25 protein-coding genes are annotated in these 20,065 nt (G+C 53.6%); 11 read left to right on the top strand and 14 right to left on the bottom strand.

Features of this window, described 5'->3' with window-relative positions:
- The first annotated feature begins 737 nt into the window (after positions 1-737).
- Positions 738-1,658, top strand: a complete 921-nt coding sequence (locus NLML1_RS01890; RefSeq protein ID WP_285441863.1) for a Fic family protein — start codon at positions 738-740, stop codon at positions 1,656-1,658.
- A gap of 2 nt (positions 1,659-1,660) precedes the next feature.
- Entirely contained in the window at positions 1,661-2,752 is a 1,092-nt protein-coding gene (locus NLML1_RS01885; RefSeq protein ID WP_285441862.1) for a tRNA dihydrouridine synthase, read from the top strand.
- Positions 2,753-2,827: 75 nt separating this feature from the next.
- Here NLML1_RS01885 and atpC read toward each other — a convergent pair whose 3' ends face one another.
- The 11 genes from atpC to NLML1_RS01830 are packed head-to-tail and all read right to left on the bottom strand — an operon-like array spanning position 2,828 to position 10,453.
- Positions 2,828-3,253 carry an ATP synthase F1 subunit epsilon gene (gene atpC, locus NLML1_RS01880; RefSeq protein ID WP_162323279.1) on the bottom strand — a complete coding sequence of 142 codons (426 nt, stop codon included), beginning with the start codon at positions 3,251-3,253 and terminating at the stop codon, positions 2,828-2,830.
- 4 nt (positions 3,254-3,257) lie between these two features.
- Complete coding sequence (atpD, locus tag NLML1_RS01875; RefSeq protein ID WP_285441861.1) at positions 3,258-4,676, bottom strand: F0F1 ATP synthase subunit beta; 1,419 nt, start codon at positions 4,674-4,676, stop codon at positions 3,258-3,260.
- Positions 4,677-4,727: 51 nt separating this feature from the next.
- Positions 4,728-5,174, bottom strand: coding sequence for an NUDIX hydrolase (locus tag NLML1_RS01870; protein WP_285441860.1), 447 nt, complete (start codon positions 5,172-5,174; stop codon positions 4,728-4,730).
- Positions 5,167-5,724 (bottom strand): histidine phosphatase family protein, encoded by a 558-nt coding sequence (locus NLML1_RS01865; protein WP_285441859.1) that lies wholly within the window; start codon positions 5,722-5,724, stop codon positions 5,167-5,169. Before NLML1_RS01865 ends, NLML1_RS01870 begins: the two co-directional genes overlap by 8 nt.
- The gene (gene atpG, locus NLML1_RS01860; RefSeq protein ID WP_285441858.1) at positions 5,721-6,602 is read right to left on the bottom strand and encodes an ATP synthase F1 subunit gamma; all 882 of its coding nucleotides are present in this window, start codon (positions 6,600-6,602) and stop codon (positions 5,721-5,723) included. Before atpG ends, NLML1_RS01865 begins: the two co-directional genes overlap by 4 nt.
- A 3-nt stretch (positions 6,603-6,605) precedes the next feature.
- Complete coding sequence (gene atpA / locus NLML1_RS01855) at positions 6,606-8,132, bottom strand: F0F1 ATP synthase subunit alpha (protein ID WP_285441857.1); 1,527 nt, start codon at positions 8,130-8,132, stop codon at positions 6,606-6,608.
- An 8-nt stretch (positions 8,133-8,140) separates the two neighbouring features.
- Positions 8,141-8,539 (bottom strand): F0F1 ATP synthase subunit delta, encoded by a 399-nt coding sequence (locus NLML1_RS01850; RefSeq protein ID WP_285441856.1) that lies wholly within the window; start codon positions 8,537-8,539, stop codon positions 8,141-8,143.
- Positions 8,540-8,541: 2 nt separating this feature from the next.
- Positions 8,542-9,090: a F0F1 ATP synthase subunit B gene (gene atpF / locus NLML1_RS01845; RefSeq protein ID WP_285441855.1), complete on the bottom strand. Its 549-nt coding sequence runs from the start codon at positions 9,088-9,090 to the stop codon at positions 8,542-8,544.
- 15 nt (positions 9,091-9,105) lie between these two features.
- Positions 9,106-9,318, bottom strand: a complete 213-nt coding sequence (locus tag NLML1_RS01840) for an ATP synthase F0 subunit C (protein ID WP_138076804.1) — start codon at positions 9,316-9,318, stop codon at positions 9,106-9,108.
- 32 nt (positions 9,319-9,350) lie between these two features.
- On the bottom strand, positions 9,351-10,184 hold the full coding sequence (locus NLML1_RS01835) for a F0F1 ATP synthase subunit A (RefSeq protein WP_285441854.1): 834 nt from the start codon (positions 10,182-10,184) through the stop codon (positions 9,351-9,353).
- Positions 10,181-10,453 carry an AtpZ/AtpI family protein gene (locus NLML1_RS01830; RefSeq protein ID WP_285441853.1) on the bottom strand — a complete coding sequence of 91 codons (273 nt, stop codon included), beginning with the start codon at positions 10,451-10,453 and terminating at the stop codon, positions 10,181-10,183. Before NLML1_RS01830 ends, NLML1_RS01835 begins: the two co-directional genes overlap by 4 nt.
- Positions 10,454-10,492: 39 nt before the next feature.
- Between NLML1_RS01830 and NLML1_RS01825 the strand changes: the two genes are divergently transcribed.
- Together NLML1_RS01825 and NLML1_RS01820 are read left to right on the top strand one after the other, a co-directional pair.
- Positions 10,493-10,729, top strand: a complete 237-nt coding sequence (locus NLML1_RS01825; protein ID WP_285441852.1) for a hypothetical protein — start codon at positions 10,493-10,495, stop codon at positions 10,727-10,729.
- A 62-nt stretch (positions 10,730-10,791) separates the two neighbouring features.
- Positions 10,792-11,079, top strand: a complete 288-nt coding sequence (locus tag NLML1_RS01820; protein ID WP_285441851.1) for a glutaredoxin family protein — start codon at positions 10,792-10,794, stop codon at positions 11,077-11,079.
- 75 nt (positions 11,080-11,154) lie between these two features.
- Here NLML1_RS01820 and NLML1_RS01815 read toward each other — a convergent pair whose 3' ends face one another.
- Positions 11,155-13,089: an ATP-binding cassette domain-containing protein gene (locus NLML1_RS01815; protein WP_285441850.1), complete on the bottom strand. Its 1,935-nt coding sequence runs from the start codon at positions 13,087-13,089 to the stop codon at positions 11,155-11,157.
- A 71-nt stretch (positions 13,090-13,160) separates the two neighbouring features.
- On the opposite strand from NLML1_RS01815, the gene NLML1_RS01810 reads away from it, so the two are divergent.
- From NLML1_RS01810 to smpB, 4 genes are all read left to right on the top strand, one after another.
- Entirely contained in the window at positions 13,161-13,718 is a 558-nt protein-coding gene (locus NLML1_RS01810; RefSeq protein ID WP_285441849.1) for a hypothetical protein, read from the top strand.
- Positions 13,719-13,762: 44 nt separating this feature from the next.
- On the top strand, positions 13,763-14,212 hold the full coding sequence (locus NLML1_RS01805) for a hypothetical protein (protein WP_285441848.1): 450 nt from the start codon (positions 13,763-13,765) through the stop codon (positions 14,210-14,212).
- A gap of 17 nt (positions 14,213-14,229) precedes the next feature.
- On the top strand, positions 14,230-14,640 hold the full coding sequence (locus tag NLML1_RS01800; protein WP_285441847.1) for a hypothetical protein: 411 nt from the start codon (positions 14,230-14,232) through the stop codon (positions 14,638-14,640).
- A gap of 99 nt (positions 14,641-14,739) precedes the next feature.
- A complete protein-coding gene (gene smpB, locus NLML1_RS01795) occupies positions 14,740-15,219 on the top strand; it encodes an SsrA-binding protein SmpB (protein WP_285441846.1) in 480 nt (159 codons plus the stop codon).
- Here smpB and NLML1_RS01790 read toward each other — a convergent pair.
- On the bottom strand, positions 15,167-16,489 hold the full coding sequence (locus tag NLML1_RS01790) for a glycosyltransferase (protein ID WP_285441845.1): 1,323 nt from the start codon (positions 16,487-16,489) through the stop codon (positions 15,167-15,169). The genes smpB and NLML1_RS01790 overlap by 53 nt on opposite strands.
- Entirely contained in the window at positions 16,480-17,520 is a 1,041-nt protein-coding gene (locus tag NLML1_RS01785; RefSeq protein WP_285441844.1) for a glycosyltransferase family 4 protein, read from the bottom strand. The genes NLML1_RS01790 and NLML1_RS01785 overlap by 10 nt, the downstream gene beginning before the upstream one ends.
- Positions 17,521-17,562: 42 nt before the next feature.
- Here NLML1_RS01785 and NLML1_RS01780 point away from each other — a divergent pair, with 42 nt between their 5' ends.
- The 3 genes from NLML1_RS01780 to NLML1_RS01770 are packed head-to-tail and all read left to right on the top strand — an operon-like array spanning position 17,563 to position 20,060.
- Positions 17,563-18,363: an exodeoxyribonuclease III gene (locus NLML1_RS01780; protein ID WP_285441843.1), complete on the top strand. Its 801-nt coding sequence runs from the start codon at positions 17,563-17,565 to the stop codon at positions 18,361-18,363.
- Positions 18,360-19,241, top strand: coding sequence for a D-alanyl-D-alanine carboxypeptidase family protein (locus NLML1_RS01775; RefSeq protein WP_285441842.1), 882 nt, complete (start codon positions 18,360-18,362; stop codon positions 19,239-19,241). Before NLML1_RS01780 ends, NLML1_RS01775 begins: the two co-directional genes overlap by 4 nt.
- Complete coding sequence (locus NLML1_RS01770) at positions 19,242-20,060, top strand: M15 family metallopeptidase (RefSeq protein ID WP_171271886.1); 819 nt, start codon at positions 19,242-19,244, stop codon at positions 20,058-20,060.
- Positions 20,061-20,065: the final 5 nt, after the last annotated feature.

Raw genomic sequence — 20,065 nt, 5'->3', positions numbered from 1 at the left:
GGTAAATACCATGCCTTGTCCAACGTGCCGGGGGACCGGGGCATGTCAGGTGTGTAAACCGCGACATACCTGCAAGCGGTGCAGTAACACAAAAAACTGCACCACATGCAATGGTACCGGTAAGGTAATTAAAAAATAACCCACTGGCGGGGTCACTAAAAGGCCCTGGGAGTGATCCCCCACCGAGATCCGTCAAGTCTCGGAAAAACAGATCATAGGGTGTGTCACGGTAGAGGGGCAAGGTCTTAAAAACCGATGCGCCTCGCGGGTTCGACTCCCGCCACATCCACTGAGGGACATACATTGCTCAATAGCGCGCGATGTATGGCAGACAAGCTAGTGCCCCAACGGGCCAGTCTGCAGCGAAAACAGCATCGTTTTCGCCCCTCGCTCTTCCCGGAAGGGCCCCGGGAAGAGCCCCAAGGAGGCTATCTATAGATAGCCTCCACCCCGCCACCAGGTGTATCCGGATGCATCTGGTCGGCGGGGCCCTAAGCCCCGGACTCGCGAGTTCACTCGTAGCAGTTTTTCTCAGCGATGAGATCAACTCCGAGCAGAACCGCTTGAGTCCACCACCCCGCGTCAACGATGACGCGGGGATTTCACCTTTTTGGGGGTGATTGTCGGGCAGGGGTAGCCACTCGTACACCCCAAAGACTCTCGCCACCATACCATCAGACTCCTAGCAAACATCGTGCTATTTGACAAACATCATGATGTTTTGGTAATATCACGACATGAATGCTGCGCAATTACTCCAAGAAATTCTGGTGCGGACAGGCCTTACCCAAGAACAACTGGCGCGTCGCCTAGATGTGCCGGTGCGTACGCTCAACGCCTGGGTACACCAACATATGTCGCCGCGTGCCAAAAACCTGGCGAATATTCAGCTATTACATCAAGAGATGCTCGGGCGGGACACCATCGACGAGGCGAAGCGCCTCGCTACTGAACGTGCCGCCCAGGCCAGCCGCATGACGATCCGGACACTCCTGGCGAATCAAGAATTACTTGACATCCTGACGCTCCACTTGACCTACCACACGAACACGATCGAGGGTAGCACAATGACCCTAGCGGACGTCGCAGAGGTGCTGAACGATGATAATCGCGTCCTCGCCAACAAGACAGCGCGCGAACAGATAGAGGCCCGTAACCACCGTACTGCGCTCTACTTTCTGCTGGATGCCTTACACAAAGAAGGGACGCATTTTACGTGGAGCGAAGAGCTGATCTTGCAAACGCACGTCCGGCTGATGAACACGCTGGTGTCTGACGCCGGACTCTACCGCCGGCACGGTGTGCGCATCATGGGTAGTCGCGTCACAACAGTAAACCATCTGCGCATTACTGAAGCGATGTCCGAGTGTGTTGACGAAATGAACAAATTACCCAAAACAGAGCCGATAGAATGGCTAGCCCGTACTCATGCGACATTTGAAAAAATCCATCCGTTTAGCGATGGCAACGGTCGCACCGGGCGACTCTTGCTCTTTGTCCAGGCCCTACAACTGGGGTTGGTGCCACCCCTCGTCGCCAAAGAGCGCAAGCGAGCGTACTATACCTATCTGGAGCGAGCGCAGGTTCGCGGCGAGCTGGAGGCGCTGCGTCTATTTATCGCGGAAAGTATATTGTTTAGCAAAGGACTGGTGACGTGAACATGACCTTTTGGGACAATCTACCACAGCCATTTTTCATTTTGGCACCCATGGAGGCCGTCACCGACGTCGTCTTTCGCCATGTCGTGAAAAGGGCGGGCGCCCCCGATGTGTTTTTCACCGAATTTGCCAATGCCACCGGCTGGGTGCACGCCGGCGACAAAGCCATCGCTGGGCGGTTGGTCAAAACCGACGACGAGCATCCGCTGGTCGCCCAAATCTGGGGCGGCGAACCAGGGGATATGGAGCAATTTGCTGGCTATTGTGCCAGGCTCGGCTTTGACGGCATCGACATCAACATGGGCTGTCCCGCCAAATCCGCCATCAAATCTGGTGGCGCAGCGCTCATCCGCCGACCTGACGTAGCAGTTGCTGCCATCGCCGCCGCCAAAACTGCCAGGTTGCCCGTCAGTGTCAAAACCAGGCTGGGCTACACCCATGTCGATGAATGGCGCGAATGGCTCGCGACTATTTTGCGACAAGATATTGTCAATCTAACCATCCACCTGCGCACCAAGAAAGAAATGAGCAAAGTCCCGGCGCACTACGAACTCATCGACGACATCATCAAACTACGTGACGAAATCGCCCCACGAACGTTACTAACCATCAACGGCGACATCCGCAACCGCGCTCAAGGCAAAGAGCTCGCCCGTCAGCACCCCGGCATCAACGGCATTATGATTGGGCGGGGAATTTTCAGCGATCCGTTTTGTTTTCGGAAAGGCGGAGTGTCTTCGGAGATCGAGGATAAGCGGGTGATAGTCGGCGGGGCAGCACCCACTTCTGAACAAATCTCTGATTTTTCAGAAGAAGGGGCGGACCGACTAGCAGGACCCGCGTTTAGCGACCTACGTGCCGTCGGAGACGGCGACGACGGGAGCGACAATACTAAATCAGAGCTTATATATCTACTACATTACCACCTCGACCTCTTTGACCACTACCAGCCAACCCTCGGCCGCCCCTTTGAAACCCTAAAACGCTTCTTCAAAATCTACATCCGCGACTTCGACGGCGCCAAGGAACTGCGCGAGCAATTGATGCACACCACCAGCACCGACGAAGTCCGCCAATTACTGGATGATCAATAAAACTGAGCGCCCATAACCGACCGCAAGACACATCGTAATCAAACGTGCGCCTAAAATGACACTGTAAACAATCTACTACCGTCGTCGCTTGCGCCGATGCAAGTCCGCCACCTTCAACCGCACCATATGCCGGTCGATGAGCTGTTTGGCTTTCTCGCGCTCGACTTGGTCGCCGGCCTCGTCGCGGGCTTTGATGGCGCGCTCCAGGGCCGCCTGAGTCTCCGCCTCGATGATGTCGTCGCCATGGTCGGCCTCGTCCACCAGGATTTGCACCGATGAATAATCGATTTTCACCACGCCGCCGGAGATTGCGAAATATTCCAATTGATTGTCGGGGTCTTCTTGACGCCGGCGCACGGTGATCACGCCGTCCCTCGCCACCGTCACCAGCGGTTCGTGGCTCGGCAGCACCGAAATCTCACCGTCAATCGTCGGAATAGTTACCGAGTAGACCATCTCATCCAGCTTGACACCACCGAGCGTTACCAGCTTTAGATCCATCAGGCTAGTCCTTCTTTGCTTCTGGTTGCTTTGCACGTTCGGTGTCGCGAGCTACTTGGTCGCTCAAAGTGCCTTGCACCATGTAGAACCAGCTTTCTGGTTTGTCGTCGTATTTACCAGCCAGAATGTCGGCAGCGTCGCGAACGGTGTCTTCCAATTTGACGTACACGCCTGGGTTGCCAGTAAACTTCTCAGCCACGTGGAATGGCTGCGCCAGGAAGCGCTGGATGCGGCGAGCCCGAGCAACGATTTGCTTCTGGTCGTCTGACAATTCTTCCATACCGAGGATAGCGATGATATCCTGCAGTTCTTTGTACTGCTGCAGCACCCGCTGGACTTCGCGCGCCACGCGGTAATGCTCCTCGCCAACAATTTCTGGGTCGAGCGAATTAGAGCTTGAATCCAACACGTCAACGGCCGGGTAGATACCAATTTCTGTCAAAGCACGGTTCATCACGATGGTCGCATCCAGGTGGGCGAAGGTCGTCGCCGGCGCTGGGTCGGTCAAGTCGTCGGCTGGCACATACACCGCCTGAACAGAGGTAATCGAACCCTTTTTAGTTGAAGTGATGCGCTCCTGCAGGGCACCCATTTCTTGCTGCAAGTTCGGCTGATAGCCCACCGCACTTGGCAAACGACCAAGCAACGCCGACACCTCAGCACCAGCCTGCGTGTAGCGGTAGATATTGTCGATAAACAGCAGCACGTCTTTACCTTCGTCACGAAAGGCTTCGGCCATCGCCAGACCCGACAATGCCACGCGCAAACGTGCTCCAGGCGGCTCGTTCATCTGACCAAACACCAGCGACGTTTTGTCCAGCACGCCGGCTTCTTCCATTTCGTAGTACAAGTCATTTCCTTCGCGAGTACGCTCACCAACACCAGCAAACACCGAGTTACCAGAGTGGAACTTAGCGATATTGTTGATCAGCTCGGTGATCAGGACAGTTTTACCAACACCAGCACCGGCGAACAGACCAGCTTTACCACCTTTGGCTAGCGGGGCGATGAGGTCGACAACCTTAATTCCAGTTTCCAAAATCTCCGTCTTGTTCGATTGCTCGCTCAAATCCGGAGCGGGGCGGTGAATTGGTGCGGTTTTACCCTTTGGTTGTGGCTTTTCGTCAATCGCTTCACCAACCACGTTGAACATGCGCCCTTGAGTCTCGGCGCCCACTGGCACAGAAATCGGCGCACCAGTCGCCACCACTTCCGCACCGCGAGCCAAGCCGTCAGTCGACGACAGCGCGATCGTCCGCACGGTGTGCTCGTCCAGGTGCTGCGCTACCTCCAACACCAGCGTCTCTTTGCCGTTCTTGACATGCAGCGCGTCGTAAATTGCCGGCAGCTTAACATCGCGCGGAAACTCCACATCGACCACCACGCCAACGATTTGAATAATTTTTCCTAGTGTTTTACTCATCAATTTTTCCTCCGCACTTCCTTTGTATTAATCTCACTTTTCATATCGCGTCTACGCCTCCTGATAATCCATAATTATATCCAAAGAATAACTCTTATCCGACAGCGCTCGACGAGCTGGTTCTATCATATCATCAGGAAAACGCAAATTCAGTTTTTCTAAAGCCTCTAACGTCACGAAGTCAACCTGCTGGATTCCTTCTTCGCGCGGGGCAGGATAATCATCGGCAATGTGTCCCAGAAAAAACACAACCAGCGACATGCCAGAATCAGTATTTTTCAACAGCACCGACAGGACACCGTCAATTGCAACTGTATAGCCAGATTCTTCCTTCGCTTCTCGTACCGCCGCCTCCACCAAGCCTTCGCCCGGCTCGACATGTCCCGCCGGAAAATTCCACGTGCCTAATTGCCCGTAGTTATTTTTCCCCTCCTGAACAACCAATAGCTTACCGTCTTTTACGACAACAGTACTGACGAATAGGGTTGCGTTATTCATTTGACTCTCCTTGTTTTGCAATCTCAACAATTTCGCCATTACCGAGCCCTGGCATCTCGACAAACTTTTCCGGTGAAACATGATGTATATGCGTTTGTAGCGCTCGGTATACGCCGTTATGCGAGACGACTAAAATATCCTCGGAAAGACCCGCCAGCTCATCGTAAGCCTCAGCTACGCGCTTACAAAAATCCTGCCGTGTTTCGACGCCCGCCGCCGGGTCGTCCTCGAGGTGATACCACGTGCCGTGCTTCATTCCGGCAGCTTTGCCAATCCCGCGCTCACGCCAGCGTTGATCAATCTCAACTGGCAAACCGCCGAGAGCCTCGTGGCTGATAATCTCTGCTGTCTGGCGTGCCCGCTGCAGCGGGGAACTGACAATGGTATCAATATGTAGCTCGCTAGCTTTGATGCGCTTCGTGACCTCTCGCGCCACCGCCTGCGCATCGCATAGGCCTTTCTCGGTCAACGGAGAATCATCTTCTGCGCCAGCCACCAGGCCATTGACATTAGCCAAGCTCTCGCCGTGGCGTACGAAATACACGCTCATTGTTCCATCGCCTCCACGCCGCCGGAAATTTCTGCCAGCTCCTGAGTGATCGCACCTTGGCGGGCTTTGTTCATCGCCAAGGTTAGATCGTCCACCAGATCAGACGCGTTGTCAGTCGCATTCTTCATGGCCATCATCCGCATGGAGTGCTCTGAAGCACGAGCGTCCAGCAGCGCCTGAAACAGCCGCGCACCCGTCAGACGATAGACCACCGCATCCAACACTTCTGGAATGCTCGGCTCGTACTTAGCGTCAGAAATTGTGTTCGACACTTCACTCGGGTCGATCAAGGCTTTGGTGCCCGCCGGTAGCAAGCGCGACAGCTCCGCCGTCTGCACCATGCTATTGACAAACTGCGTATACACCAGCGTCACCGCGTCAACCTCGCCATTCTCAAACATGCTAATGGCGGTGTTTAAAATCGTGTGAAAAGTTAACCCGGACGGCTGATCCGGCAAGTCCTCGTATGTACCGATGATCTTCGTATCCTTCAGTCGCGAGGCAAATTGCGAAGCCCGCCGGCCGATGGTCAAAGTCAAATTCTCAATGCCACGCTCATCGTCGCGCTTCAGCAGCTCCAGATATTTTTTCAGAACATTGGTGTTATATGCACCGGCCAGCCCCTTGTCACTGGCGATGACGATGATCAAGCGCTTGGTAATTTTGCGGCGCTTAAACAGCGGGTGATTGTCGGTCGCACCTTGGCTGGCCAGGTAGCTCAGCAGCTCCTCCGCCGCTACGGTATAGGGAGCCGACGCCTTGTCCGCCTCTTGGGCGCGGCGCATTTTGCTGGCGGCTACGAGCTGCATCGCCTTGGTGATTTGCTTGGTTGAATCCACCGAGCGAATGCGATTTTTCAGCGCACGAGTACTCGGCATGGATTACTCCTCGAACCCTTTCGCTGCTACCTGCGTTGCCTCGTCGATGATGTGCAACTGCTCGTCAGTCGGCTTGGCGCCCTTGTTCAGTTCGCGCATGGCGTCCTTGGCGTTGTTCCAGAGATACGTTAGCAGGCCGGCCTGTGCTTCCTTAATTTTAGTGACCGGCACACTATCAAAGGCGCCGCTCGTCACCGCATGGATGCTGACAAATTGCTCCCAGACGCTCATCGGCTGATATTGCGGCTGTTTCAAAAGTTCAGTCAAGCGCTGGCCGCGGTCGATTTGCGCCTTGGTCGCATCATCCAGATCCGAGCCAAATTGCGCAAACGACGCCAGCTCACGGAACTGTGAAAGACCGAGCTTCAAGTTACCGCCGACCGATTTGACAGCCTTAGTCTGAGCAGCACCACCAACACGGGAGACCGATAGACCAGCAGAAATCGCTGGGCGAATACCCTGGTAGAACAAGTCAGTTTCCAGGAAAATCTGACCGTCGGTGATGGAAATCACGTTGGTCGGGATGTACGCCGAGATGTCACCGGCCTGCGTCTCGATGATCGGCAGGGCAGTCAGTGAACCGGCGCCCAATTCGTCTGACAACTTAGCTGAACGCTCCAGCAGGCGAGAGTGTAGGTAGAACACATCACCAGGGTACGCCTCGCGTCCCGGTGGACGGCGCAGCAGCAATGACATCTGGCGGTAGGCCACGGCGTGCTTAGTCAAATCGTCATAAATCATCAGTGCATGGCCGCCGTTGTCGCGGAAATATTCACCCATGGCCGTACCAGCATATGGTGCCAGGTAGAGCAGGGAAGCCGCGTCCGACGGGCTGGTCGCCACCACGATAGTTTGCTCCATCACGCCTTCTTCTTTCAGGCGGTCAACCAACCGTGCAATCTTTGATAATTTCTGTCCAATCGCCACGTAAACGTTGACCACGCCGGTCTTTTGCCGTGCCTGGTTGATCATAGTGTCGATGGCAATCGCCGTCTTTCCGGTCTGGCGGTCACCGATGATCAGCTCGCGCTGCCCGCGGCCGATCGGGAACATGGCGTCAATTGACATGATACCGGTCATCAGCGGCTCGTGCACCGACTTACGACCCATCACGCCGATGGCTGGGCGCTCAATCAGCCCACGTTGTTTGGTCTTGATAGCCGGTCCACCATCCAGCGGCCGGCCTAGCGGGTCAACTACGCGACCGAGTAATTCCTCGCCAACCGGCACGTCCAGCACCGCGCCCTTGCGGCGGACGCTGGCGCCAGCCTTGACTTTTTCTTCGCCGCCGAGGATCACCGCACCGATTTCATCTTCCATCAAATTCAGCGCAAAGGCTTCCACTGTGCCGCCATCAGTCTCAATTTCTAGCACTTCGCTATAGCCAGCTTTACTGAGGCCGTGCACCCACGCCACGCCGTCGCCGACGCGGATGACCACACCAGCGTCCTCTAGTCCCTCCGTCGCCTCCAGCTGCGCGATTTTTTCCCGCAGGCTTTTGGCTAGTTCTGTCACATCAATCTTGCTCATTTTTCCTCCTAGATTTTCTTCGCCCGCAAGTCGTTTAGTTTCTTGGCAATTGTCGCGTCCAGTGTTGCGGTTGGCGTCCGTAATTTGAAGCCACCGATGAGCGCCTGGTCAATTGATTCACGCAGCAGCACGGTAATATTCCGATCGCCAGTATTTGCTTTAGACGACAATAGATTTTTAATCTCATCCTTTGTCGCCGCATCCAGCGCCCGCGCGCTTTCCACCGTCGCTACAACCGTACCGCGTTCAGCCAATTCCGCCTCAATATCCTGTACCAATAGATCAATCTCTCGCTCGCGCCGCTCATGCACGATCAGCGCCGCCAGTTCATCAATCACCGTCACGTCGCCCTTGAGCAGCCGCTCGGCCGCGTGTCGTGCCAACTTTCGCCGAAGCGTCCGCGCCATGACTAGGCAACCTCCTTGACCGCAGTCGCGATCAGCTTGGCGTCTGTCTTAGCATCAACCTTTTCGTGCAAAACCTTGCCAGTCGCCTCGGCCACCAATTCCAGCGTTTCATTGTGCAGCGCTTTCTTGGCCTGCTCAACTTCCTTAGCAATTTCCGCCTGTGCCGCACTGACGATGGTCTCAGACTTGGCAGTCGCCTTGGCTGCAGCTTGCTCAACGACCGAAGCCGCTTCCTCGCGCGCCGCCGCCACGATATCACTGGCCTCCGCCCGAGCTTTTCGCATCAGCTCGTTGGTCATTTTTTCAGCCTTATCAGCGTTGTCACGCGCCGACTGCGCTGCCTTTTCGGCTGTGCGCATGTCCTTTTCGCGCTTGTCGAGCATCGCTGCCAGCGGTGGATACACCCACTTGCGGAGAATCACCAGCAAGATCAAGAACGCCACCGTTTGTAAAATCAGCAGCCTCCAGTCAATACCCAGCGAACTGAACAAGTCAGCCTTTTCGGCCGTGTGCGCTTCGGCACTCGCAAATTGTGTCAATATAGTCTCCACAATTTACCCCTCAAATTACATAACTTTGCCGACGATAGCCGCCACGAAACCGATAATCGCTAGGGCGTCGATGAACGAAATACCGAGGATCATCATGGTGCGTAGATCGTTAATTTTCTCTGGATTGCGGCCAGCCGCGTTCATCGCTGCCGCGCCGACGATACCAGCGCCGATCGCTGCCAGCGCAGCCGGGATGGCGTAGGTGAGTGCAAATGCTAATTCTTTCATATAATTTCTCCTTTATTTAATACTTTACTTTTCTAATCATTCGCCGCCGCGAGTTTCGTCGTATCAGCAGGTGAATGAGCATGATCAGTCGGCTCGTGCGTGTCGTGGTGAGCCAGCCCCAGCGAAATAAATACCGTTGACAGCATAAAGAAAATGTACGCCTGAATACCACCGATGAACAGCTCGAACAGATAAAACGGCTGGAGCACCGCCGGCGAGATATATTGCGTCAAAAAGGCGATCATGATCAGCAGCACTTCGCCAGCCAACACATTGCCAAACAACCGGAAACTCAGCCCCAACAGGCGCGAAAACTCCGCCACCAACTCCAAAATACCGACAAACGCCATGATCGGATCGCGCAGCGGATTAACAAAGTAGCGACCCATATTACCCCTAAAGCCAAGGTATTTGAAGGCGTACACTTGTGCGGCGATAATGGTCACGATAGCCAGGCCAAACGTCATATTCAGGTCGGCCACACCACCGCGAAACAGCGGCGTACCATGACTACCCACGGTGATCGGCCCGACAATCGGTAGCAGTCCCAGCCAATACTGCGCCACCACGAAAAAGAATATGGTGATACACAGCGGCGCTACTCGACGCGCCCATGTCTGGTCCGGGATGACTTGGCAAACCGTATTGTACAGCCCATCAAATGTCCAATGTACCAGCCGCGTCGCAAAATTATGCTTTTTCTTGCCCAGCACCGCTGCCCGCGTCCGAAACATCAGCCACACCAAAACGACCAGCCCGAGCGCGCCAAGCATGTGCGAATTGGTGATCGACACGCCCATGATATTCGCTACTTCGTCAGCCTTGACTGAAATGTGTGGACCGGCATTGGCAAATAATTGTATCATATATTTTTACGCTCCTTTTTTCGTTTCACACGCCCCAGCTGCTTATTCACCAGTAGATACGCGCCCACAAAACCAAGTACCACGCCAGCAAACATCAGCCACGGCTTCAAACCAAACACGCCATCCAGCCATACGCCTAGTAGCGTACAACCGATGCTCGGCACAAACATTCGCCACGTTGTGTCGCCGATCGTCCCGAGAATAACCCGAGCCGCCGCCACTTCCGTCGCTGTCGTCACGCCATTCTCAACATCTGGTCTCTCAGCCATTACTCTGTCACTATAGCAACATGCTATACTCTTGACAAGATGCCACGGCGAAATTACCCGAAAAACCAACCAAAATCAGCCCGAACGTTCGTCAAGCCGACGCTGACAACTGCCGATCACGACGCCTGCCGGCGCAAGCGCCGCTTCGCCACCGAGCAAATCGCCAGGCGAGCGGCTGATACGCAGGAGCTAATGTCACCAAAACTGGAGTTAGACGTGTACTATTGCCGAGGGTGTGACGGCTGGCACTTAACGAGTCGGGTGTCCCGAGACTAGATGGCATTGCCGAGGCACCGATGCTTATGCTACAATAGAGAAAAGCCATAAGGAGGGAAGTTATGAGCGAAGATAACACGGCCAATCACCAAGACGCTAAAGTCACCGTCTACAGCACCAGCTGGTGCGCATTCTGCCACACGGAGATGGAATGGTTGAAAAAACTCGGCATCGATTTTGTCGCCAAGGACATTGAGGCTGATCCGAGCACTAAGGAAGAATTGCTCAGTAAAAACGGCGGCAATTTCCAGGGCGTGCCAGTAACCGATGTTTGCGGCGAGGTCATCCTCGGCTTCGACCGGCCGAAACTACAGGATGCGCTGAAGAAGAATGGTTTGATGAGCGAATAACTATCGCTAATTGACATATTAAAAACCTGCTACTTGAGGGCTCTACTAGTAGCAGGTTTTTCATTAGCACACCCCTTATGCCGCGCCGATTTGCACCACCTCACCGCCAATTTCTTGGCGGAAATAATTGTCGTGGCTGACGTACAGGATGGCGCCAGAATATTTCGCCAGCGCCGTCTCTAACTCCTCGATGCTCGGCAGATCAAGGTGGTTGGTCGGCTCATCCAAAATCAATAGTTGCGGGTCATTCGCCAGCATGGCAATGATCTGAAAGCGGGCTTTTTGACCGCCCGACAGGCGCGCCAGTGGCGTCATCCGATCGGCTTCGGTGAACAGATAATCGGCTAGTAGTTGGCGAATCTTAGTCTCAGAAATCGGTAGGTCACGGCTCAGATACAATTTCTCAATCGCCGCCTCCAGCGGATCCGCCAAATACCGCTCGTCAATCTCTTGCTCATACACGCCCACCCGTACCTGCGGGTCGAGGAAGAGGTTGCCGGAGTAGAGGACGGGGGCGGCAGGTGCGACACCTCCTACGCCAGAGACTGTGAAACGTTCGCGAGTAGCGGACGTTTCAGCCGAACGCTCGCGAAAAATCTCCGGTGGAGATTTGAGCGAAGAGTGTGCTCTGGCGGAGGACGGTGGAGCGGCTGCTGCGGTTCGTTTTCCAGCCGTCTCCTCCAAAGCACACTCCAGTGCTAGAGGTGTCGCAGTCAGCGCGTTGGGTGCGAGCGGTATCTCAGAAAAAATCTGGGCTGGCTTTAGCGGGTCCCGGATTGTTTTATGAGATGCCCGAGCAACCACACCACCGCTTGCCAGCAACATCCGAATCAGCGTCGTCTTACCAGCGCCATTGCGACCGCGCAACTCCACCGCCTCACCCTCGCGCAAATCAATATTAACGCCCTCAAACAATATCCGCTCGCCAACACCAACCGCCGCGTCCTCAACCCGCACCAGCACGTGCTGGCTACGACTAGCCGCGTCCTTCATCGATAGCCGAATATTGCGCGCCTTGAACTTGCCGTAGCGCTCAGCTGACTTATAATCAAGCTGTCCAGCCGATTCCTTGTCGATCCAAAACGTCGGCTTGTCCATCTCTGATAATTCCGCCAGCTCGGCCCGCGCTTCATTCTCCAGCCGCTTGAACTTTTGGATGGTGCCGGGATTTCGCGACTTTTCCTTTAGCCGCTGATAATCCAGCACTTTTTGTTTGAGGTTGGTCATCCGCTTTTCAATGTGCTCAAAATTATTCATGCCCGCCGCCGTCGCCTGAGCGTTCTGTTTGAGGTAAGCGTCATAATTACCGCGGTAACTGACCGCTTGGCCGTCTTTAAGTTCGACGATTCGATCTACCCGACCCAGCACATCGCGGTCGTGGGTGATGATCAGCATGGCCTGGCGCGGCTGCGAACTCATCCAGTCGATAAACTGCTGCTTCGCTACATAATCCATGTGATTAGTCGGCTCATCAATCAGCGCCAAATGCGCCCCCGCATGCATAATCTTGACGATCTCCACCAGTCGCTTCTGACCACCCGACAGAGAACCAAGCGGCCGCTCGCCGCACCCATTCAGCTGGAAATTATCAAGCTCCCTCTCAATCTTCTCCTCAATCTGGTAAAACCCTTTCTGGTCAAATCGCTCCAGCGCCTGGGTATACCCCTCAATTTTACGCATATTATCGCCCATAGTCTCAGGGTATTCATCAATGATTTTCTTTAGGGCCGCATATTCTGGCAGCCCCGCCAAAATGTAACTCAGCACCGTCTGGTCGCCCAAGCCATGATGCTCCTGCGCCGTTGACGCCACGGTGATGCCGCGGCGAAAAATCACCTCGCCGGTGTAGTCAGTGTCAGCGCCCGCCAAAACCCCAAACAACGTCGACTTGCCGACGCCATTGCGGCCGACCACGCCAACCTTCTCGCCATCATCCACACTAAACTTAACGTCGCGCATCAACGTCTTGTCGCCAAAACTTTTTTCGGTGATGTGGATGTCGGCTATCATGCTTGGGATATTGTAGCATACTATGATGCTAATCATTGACTTTTATGTAATTACATCGTATTATTTAACACATGCCAAGAACAGAAGTAGACCACGGCAAGGCCAGAATTATACCATTCAAGACCATTGCCGGAGATCGCGCTATACCGCCACACCACGATGAAGCCAGCACAGCTACCACTGAAGGTGTAATCATACCACTGACAGAAGCCCGCATTCAACGATCAGAAGGCGATAACCTCCCCAGTTACCAGCGCCTCAACGAAAAATTCCGCGCCGCCATCGCCCGGCTCGAAAACCTCGACGAGGCTATCGATATTTGTGATATTCTCGAGAATATCGCGAACGTAGCGCACATACTCGAGAAGCACCCAGAGTTTAAGCCAGACCTTTCTGTGTGGCGACTCGTTAATACAATCAAGGGATCTGCCAACCAATCGGTTATCATGAATCATATTCATAATTATCCTTCATTAGTACGATTACTCGGCTGGGCCATCAGGGGCGAATGCCACCATCCAGCAGTCGGGGAACTCGGCCGCAATGTCCTAGCTCTCGTATGTCAGTGTCAGCATAATGCCAAATGGGACTTCACAACCGGTGAAGTGCACGGGCTAGAAAAGCAATAGCCGGGTATTGTATTTATAGTTAAACAATGTTATAATATGAGACCATGAGTATAGAGACGACACCGCAAGCGCTACCAGAAGAGCAAATAGACAAAAGATACTACACAGCCAGTGGTGAGGACATTACCCATATCGCTGCACCAGCTGAAAAGTTTGTCAAAAAGTTTTGTCCAGCCGAATTGGAGACTAACAATAATGAGTCACCCCTTTCATCGCGCACCCAAGCAGCCATGCTACACATAATCGGAACGGCACTGTATGACAATAATATGCGTGGGTATAATTTCCCGTGGAATACTTCAGATAGCGATGTTCATGACAATCACAACACGGCTGAAGAGATGGTAAATGAGCGCAACAACTACCAAGAGGCCATCAAAGATATACCAGAAGAAGAACTGCAAGCGATTAAAGAGCTTAGGGGATGCTTGGTGCAATTCTCAGTGATGGACTCGCGCCAAACGCAGCGAAATACCACGTCTTGGCCGGACTAGAATACAAAGTGAAGACAATGGATACATCACATAAGCTCAATTGGCTTAGCCAGAAAATTTTAGCCCCCGAAAGGGAAATTCCACGTCCCGTTGACGCGGAGACTGTCATTGAAATTACCCAAAAAATCCTCAACAGCAAACTAGCTGAGCTGCGGGGTAATACAAAAGAGAGGCGTCGTTTAGAGGAAGAGGCGTCAGTAGACATGGCAGGGATTCAAACTCTCTTTGACTTAGACAAGTCAAGGCTGCTTGATCAACTATACAAAGAAATCCTGACCCGTATTGATATCATATATAGCGATGATGAATTAGAGATGTCACAAAAGCAAGTAGCCCTAGAGGAGCTTGCAGCCGTCATAGACGAAATGCGAGAGGATATGATGAATGCAGATGAAGAAGAAATTACTACGCTAGTGAGGCTTGATTAGACAGGTATCCCGCTTCGGTACGTTCCAGATAAAGAGTACAACCCGGACAAACCAATCATCTTCTAGCTAAGGCTCCAGCCTACATGCTACAATGATCACGTGACCAAGCCCACCAAGACCAAAAAGTCATCCACTCACGCCGTCGTGAATCGCCGAGCGCGATTTGACTATGAATTGGGCGAGGAGGTTGTGGCCGGGCTGGTGCTGACGGGCATAGAAGTGCGCGCCGCCAGGGAAGGGCACGTACAGCTGAAGGGAGCGTTCGTTAGCATGCGAAATGGTGAATTATGGCTGAATAACGCGAGCTTTTCGCTGCGGCTGAACGTTCGCGGCCAGGCAAATACTCGCAGTGTCGACACCTCGGCGCGGAAATTATTAGTCAGCAAACGCCAATTAGCGCGCTTTTCTGAGGCAAAAAAGCAGGGCATGACCATCGTGCCGACCAAATTATTAACCAGCGGCAAGTTCATTAAAGTAGTCATCGCTCTGGCCAGAGGTAAAAAAACCTACGACAAGCGCGAGACCATCAAGCGGCGCGATCAAGATCGCGAGACGCGGCGGCAGCTTTCTGGGCGATAACCCGGCGATATAATTTCTCTAATTTGCGGACCTGACGGCGCTCGGTGAACGTGGCCGCTAATTTTTTGCTCTCAGCGCCAAACCTCGCTCGACGAGCTGGCGAACGGAGCAGTGTAATGATAGCATCTGCCATACTCTTGGGCCGATTTTTCACGAACATACCGTTCACACCGTCACGCACCACCTCGGATACTTGCGTGTCAATGATGATAATTGGCTTACGGGCGTGCGCCGCTTCGTGTAGTACCCAGCCCTGGGTATCCTTGAGCGACGGGAAGCAAAACACATCCAGTGCCTGATACGCTACGCCTAATTCCTCACGCGGCAGAGCGCCGGTAAAGATGATCCGATCAGCGTACTTACTCTCGGCTGCCATCTCCTCGAGTCTTTTGCGATACTCGAAATCGCCAACGAACAGTAATTTGGATTTGGGGCGAGCCTTGGCGACGTACTTGTCAAAGGCCTTGATCAAAATTGGTAAGTTTTTCTCTTCGCCCAGCCGCCCGATGAAACCAAACACTTCATCAGACGCCCGGAGACCCCACCCTGCCCGAAAGGCCTTGAGCTGAGCCGCCGACGGCCGCGGCAGGGCATTGACACCATTTGGCAGCAATGTCAAATCATACAGATGATCGTCATCCTGCCAGCCGCTGAGCTGAGCGACGCTTTTGCGACTGAGGGCGATGACGGCGTCGGCTTTGCTGTAGAGAATAGTGATGACGCACTCGATGATGGCCCGGTTCCATTTGGTGATACCACGCGGCCGATATAGCTTGACCAGTTCAAATAAATCACGGCCCCTTAGCTTAATCGACAGTGGTAGCACCACGCCGGCCAGTGTCAAAATCCCCGGCAGCACCGCCGGATAATGCTCGGCAAATTCGTACATATCGGTGCAGTGCTGGATGACGAGGGGGATCTGCTGCTTGTGCGCCGCACTGACGCCAACCAGCCCGATTTGCGACGGCGTAAAGATATGCACGATGTCGAGCTCCAGCTCTTTGATACGGCGCTGCACCACCGGCGGGAAGAACACCGACGTATCGTAATCATCAAAAAACGCACCCTTGATCGATGGAAAGCGGACGATGTGCGAATCCGGGTCTTCGTTAAGTAGCTCAGCCTGCTTGGCCGGATTTATCGACTTGGCGGGGCAGAACACATAGACGTCATGACCCAGCGCCTCGAGCTCGCGCTTGAGCGATTCGACCACAAAAACGATGCCGTTAATCGACGGTCGATAGGTATCGGTGAACAAGCCTACGCGCATTCCTCATCTTCTTTTAGCAACTCTTGATACATCGCGACTAAGCGCTTGGCGCCAGCACCGCTATCAAATCGTTCAGCAATTTTTTTAGCACCATGAATTGCTGACTGGCGAAAAGACGCATCTGTTCTGAGACGGGTCACTAATTGAATAAATTGCTCATCAGTACCCGCCATAACTGCCGAGCCACGAAATGTATCGTCATACTGCGGAATATCACGCAATACTATCGGCAATCCAGCACCAGCTGCCTCCAGTACACACACAGGATGATTTTCCTGAGTAGCCGGCAATACAAACACATCAGCTGCCATATAATACTGGCGCACATCTTCGAGCGGTATAACACCGGTTACCGTAAGGTTAGGAGGAACTGAATTAATAAGTTTTTGCATTGACTCGTATTTAGCCCCAAGATGTTTAAATGGAATACCACCAATCCAATAAAACGTAACATCCGGCATTGCACGAGCGATTGATATAAAGGTATCAAGTCGTTTGCGAGGCTGCACTTGGCCATTACCGATGACGACGAAATCACGTCCTGTCAGATGTAACGCTTGACGTGCAACACGGCGATCATCAGCAGTAACCCGATATCGCGCCATGTCAACTGTATTGTATAACACCTTGACGTTAGACAATTTCATGTCATGAACCAGCTCATCATGTACCATCTTGGAACAGGCCAACACAAGGTCGGCCCGGCTGTAGAAGAACTTTAGCCACAATTTACCAACTGGCTTCCAGTATTTGGCCGCCCTCAATGATCCAATGAAGCTATCTGGTACCAAGTGTGCTGAAACAATTTTTTTACCGTTTTTGCGCAGTAACCGTCCCAATGCATACATACCCACTGTCTGGACATGAACTATATCTGCCGATCGATTAGTGTTAATGGCAATATCAATAGCAGGCTGTTTTTCCAAGGCACCAGTAATCTCCTTATAAGCTGTATGTACACCATGTCCTTGGACCGTAAACTCACTTTCCGAAATCATATTGACCACGATTCGGGATGTCTTTTTAGTCATATTTAGCAATTATACCATGATAATTCGTTGTATAATACAAGAATGCGATTATTTTCCTGGAACGTCAATGGTATCCGCGCTGTCATCAACAAGGGCGAGTTTGCCCGCTTCCTGCAAACCTATGATCCGGATATTGTATGCCTCCAAGAGACCAAGGCCGCCCGCGACCAGGTAGAAATTAATCTGCCAGAGTATCACGAACATTTCTATTCAGCCGCCAAAAAAGGTTATTCCGGCACGGCGATTTTGTCGAAAATCCGGCCGCTGCACTGGCGCGATGGGTTGCCGCCGGCTATCATCGAGCGGTTTAATTTGACCGGCGATCAATACGGCAATCCGGCAGACGAGGGGCGCATCATCACTGCCGAGTTCGACGATTTCTGGGTGGTGACGTGTTATACGCCAAATTCAAAGGGGGATTTAAGTCGGTTGAATTTACGCCATGAGCAATGGGATCCGGCAGTGCTGGCCTATCTGGAGGAATTGGAGCTAGTCAAGCCAGTACTATACTGCGGCGACATGAACGTAGCGCATAAAGAAATTGACCTGGCAAATCCAAAGCCTAATGTCGGCAAGCATGGTTTTACCGATGAGGAGCGAGAAGGCTTTCAGAACTACCTAGACGCTGGATTTGTCGATACCTTCCGGGCGGCTTTCCCTGAAAAAACCGACGCTTACACCTGGTGGACGCACTGGGCCAACGCCCGGGCGCGTAATGTCGGCTGGCGGATCGACTATTGGCTGGCATCGCGCGAAATCGCTGGGCGTGTCAAAAATCCTGAGATTCACGCCGAACAAATGGGCAGCGACCACTGCCCGGTGAGCATTGAGGTTGAGGCATGAAAATCACCAAGCGCTCAGGAAAACGTAATAATCTACTCCCTGGCCTTGGTGCTGTGCTGATCATCACCAGCAGCGCTGTAGCGACTTATTTCACCCTCCGTCATCTCAACCCGCCACACACCACCCAGCAACCCATCAGCAAAGAGCAGCCCGCGCCAACACCCAAGACAAAGACCCCCGACAGCCAGAAACCTCCAGCACCAGCCGTACCGACCATCGCTCTACCAAACGCTACGCCGATTCCCGCCCGCATTGTCAACAGCGCCGATGACGCCGACCTCTGGAGAATCGTCAATAAATCTCAGAGCTTCGCCAATCCTCGTTACCAGCCCAGCGACCTCCGCCTCGTCAGTGCGCCGACACTACCCGGCCGCGGCCAAGATGAGCGCTCGCTCCGCGCCGTGCTCATGCCTGATCTCGAGAAATTAATCGCCGCTGCTCGTAATGCCGGTGTCACCATCTACGTCGGATCAGGCTATCGCAGCTATGCTACTCAGGCTTCACTTTTTGCTAGCAACGTTCGTCAGCACGGCGAAGCTAAGGCCAACCGGTTTAGTTCACGCCCCGGTCATAGCGAACACCAATCGGGCTTGGCCGTTGACTTTGGTGGCATCGATCGAGCTTGTTGGGTGGAGGACTGTTTTGAGCAAACCACTGCCAGCAAGTGGCTCGCCGCCCACGCCCACGAATACGGTTTTATTCTGCGCTACCCGAAGGGTAAGGAAAAAATAACCGGCTATCAGTACGAGCCGTGGCATTTTCGCTACGTTGGGCGGGAACTAGCGGGCGCTCTACATCAATCGGGCTTGACGATGGAGGAGGCTTGGTCGTATATTGAAGAGGCAATGACCAAACTCAAACAGCGAGGGACACAATAAATGAAGCACGGGGTGGGGCGCGCAGTCGTGGCCATGGTTTTGGCAGCCTGGACGACACTGACACTACTGATGATCAATGGCGGCACGCAGCTCGTCAATCGAACCTCAGAGTCGGTCGCTCATTCGCCGCTGTATAATTTCCAGCCGATCACCATCCGTCTCGACCGGACCAATCGCGACTTGACCTTTCCGTCGTGGAAATATTTACAAACTGGGAAAATCTGGTCGTACGTTTCGGGCAAGCAGGGCATCGACCCAGCCTTTGAGCCGCCGCTGACTGATATTGCTGATGGTACGCCGAGCTGGATAGAGGATAAGCACGTGCAGCCGATGGTCAAAGAGCCACTCGAGCAACTGCGCCAAGCCGCGGCTGAGGCCAAGCTACCGGTCCTCGTCTCTAGCGCCTACCGCTCCGGCACCGCCCAAGCCAAAGTCCGCACTGAAACCACCGCCAAAAACGGCGCCGCCCACACCGATGAATACGTCGCCAAACCCGGCCACAGCGAACACCAGCTCGGCCTAGCGGTTGACTTGACCAGCTTTTCTGAGAAATGCAAGGCCCGCTTTAGCGACTGCGCGCTTGATCCAAAAACCGCCAGCTGGCTGGCCGCTCATGCCCACGAATACGGCTTTATTCTGCGCTATCCAAAAGGAAAAGAAAAGATCACCGGTATCGCGAGCGAAGCTTGGCACTTCCGCTACGTCGGAAAAGACCTAGCCAGCCTCATCCACGAATCGGGGCTGACCTTTGACGAAGTGTACCAAAACATGGTCAAATTACGCGATGAATTATCAATTGCTAAGTCGTCTACCTCATGATGCAG

The sequence above is a fragment of the Candidatus Nanosynbacter lyticus genome, from assembly GCF_030253515.1.
Classification (GTDB): Bacteria; Patescibacteriota; Saccharimonadia; order Saccharimonadales; family Saccharimonadaceae; genus Nanosynbacter; species Nanosynbacter lyticus_A.
This window is presented reverse-complemented; position numbering and strand designations above follow the sequence as displayed.

Coding starts and splice junctions, on each gene's coding strand:
- NLML1_RS01890 (WP_285441863.1), top strand. CDS start 738: ATGAATGCTGCGCAATTACTCCAAGAAATTCTGGTGCGGACAGGCCTT.
- NLML1_RS01885 (WP_285441862.1), top strand. CDS start 1,661: ATGACCTTTTGGGACAATCTACCACAGCCATTTTTCATTTTGGCACCC.
- atpC (WP_162323279.1), bottom strand. CDS start 3,253: ATGGATCTAAAGCTGGTAACGCTCGGTGGTGTCAAGCTGGATGAGATG.
- atpD (WP_285441861.1), bottom strand. CDS start 4,676: ATGAGTAAAACACTAGGAAAAATTATTCAAATCGTTGGCGTGGTGGTC.
- NLML1_RS01870 (WP_285441860.1), bottom strand. CDS start 5,174: ATGAATAACGCAACCCTATTCGTCAGTACTGTTGTCGTAAAAGACGGT.
- NLML1_RS01865 (WP_285441859.1), bottom strand. CDS start 5,724: ATGAGCGTGTATTTCGTACGCCACGGCGAGAGCTTGGCTAATGTCAAT.
- atpG (WP_285441858.1), bottom strand. CDS start 6,602: ATGCCGAGTACTCGTGCGCTGAAAAATCGCATTCGCTCGGTGGATTCA.
- atpA (WP_285441857.1), bottom strand. CDS start 8,132: ATGAGCAAGATTGATGTGACAGAACTAGCCAAAAGCCTGCGGGAAAAA.
- NLML1_RS01850 (WP_285441856.1), bottom strand. CDS start 8,539: ATGGCGCGGACGCTTCGGCGAAAGTTGGCACGACACGCGGCCGAGCGG.
- NLML1_RS01840 (WP_138076804.1), bottom strand. CDS start 9,318: ATGAAAGAATTAGCATTTGCACTCACCTACGCCATCCCGGCTGCGCTG.
- NLML1_RS01835 (WP_285441854.1), bottom strand. CDS start 10,184: ATGATACAATTATTTGCCAATGCCGGTCCACACATTTCAGTCAAGGCT.
- NLML1_RS01830 (WP_285441853.1), bottom strand. CDS start 10,453: ATGGCTGAGAGACCAGATGTTGAGAATGGCGTGACGACAGCGACGGAA.
- NLML1_RS01825 (WP_285441852.1), top strand. CDS start 10,493: ATGCCACGGCGAAATTACCCGAAAAACCAACCAAAATCAGCCCGAACG.
- NLML1_RS01820 (WP_285441851.1), top strand. CDS start 10,792: ATGAGCGAAGATAACACGGCCAATCACCAAGACGCTAAAGTCACCGTC.
- NLML1_RS01815 (WP_285441850.1), bottom strand. CDS start 13,089: ATGATAGCCGACATCCACATCACCGAAAAAAGTTTTGGCGACAAGACG.
- NLML1_RS01810 (WP_285441849.1), top strand. CDS start 13,161: ATGCCAAGAACAGAAGTAGACCACGGCAAGGCCAGAATTATACCATTC.
- NLML1_RS01805 (WP_285441848.1), top strand. CDS start 13,763: ATGAGTATAGAGACGACACCGCAAGCGCTACCAGAAGAGCAAATAGAC.
- NLML1_RS01800 (WP_285441847.1), top strand. CDS start 14,230: ATGGATACATCACATAAGCTCAATTGGCTTAGCCAGAAAATTTTAGCC.
- NLML1_RS01790 (WP_285441845.1), bottom strand. CDS start 16,489: ATGCGCGTAGGCTTGTTCACCGATACCTATCGACCGTCGATTAACGGC.
- NLML1_RS01785 (WP_285441844.1), bottom strand. CDS start 17,520: ATGACTAAAAAGACATCCCGAATCGTGGTCAATATGATTTCGGAAAGT.
- NLML1_RS01780 (WP_285441843.1), top strand. CDS start 17,563: ATGCGATTATTTTCCTGGAACGTCAATGGTATCCGCGCTGTCATCAAC.
- NLML1_RS01775 (WP_285441842.1), top strand. CDS start 18,360: ATGAAAATCACCAAGCGCTCAGGAAAACGTAATAATCTACTCCCTGGC.
- NLML1_RS01770 (WP_171271886.1), top strand. CDS start 19,242: ATGAAGCACGGGGTGGGGCGCGCAGTCGTGGCCATGGTTTTGGCAGCC.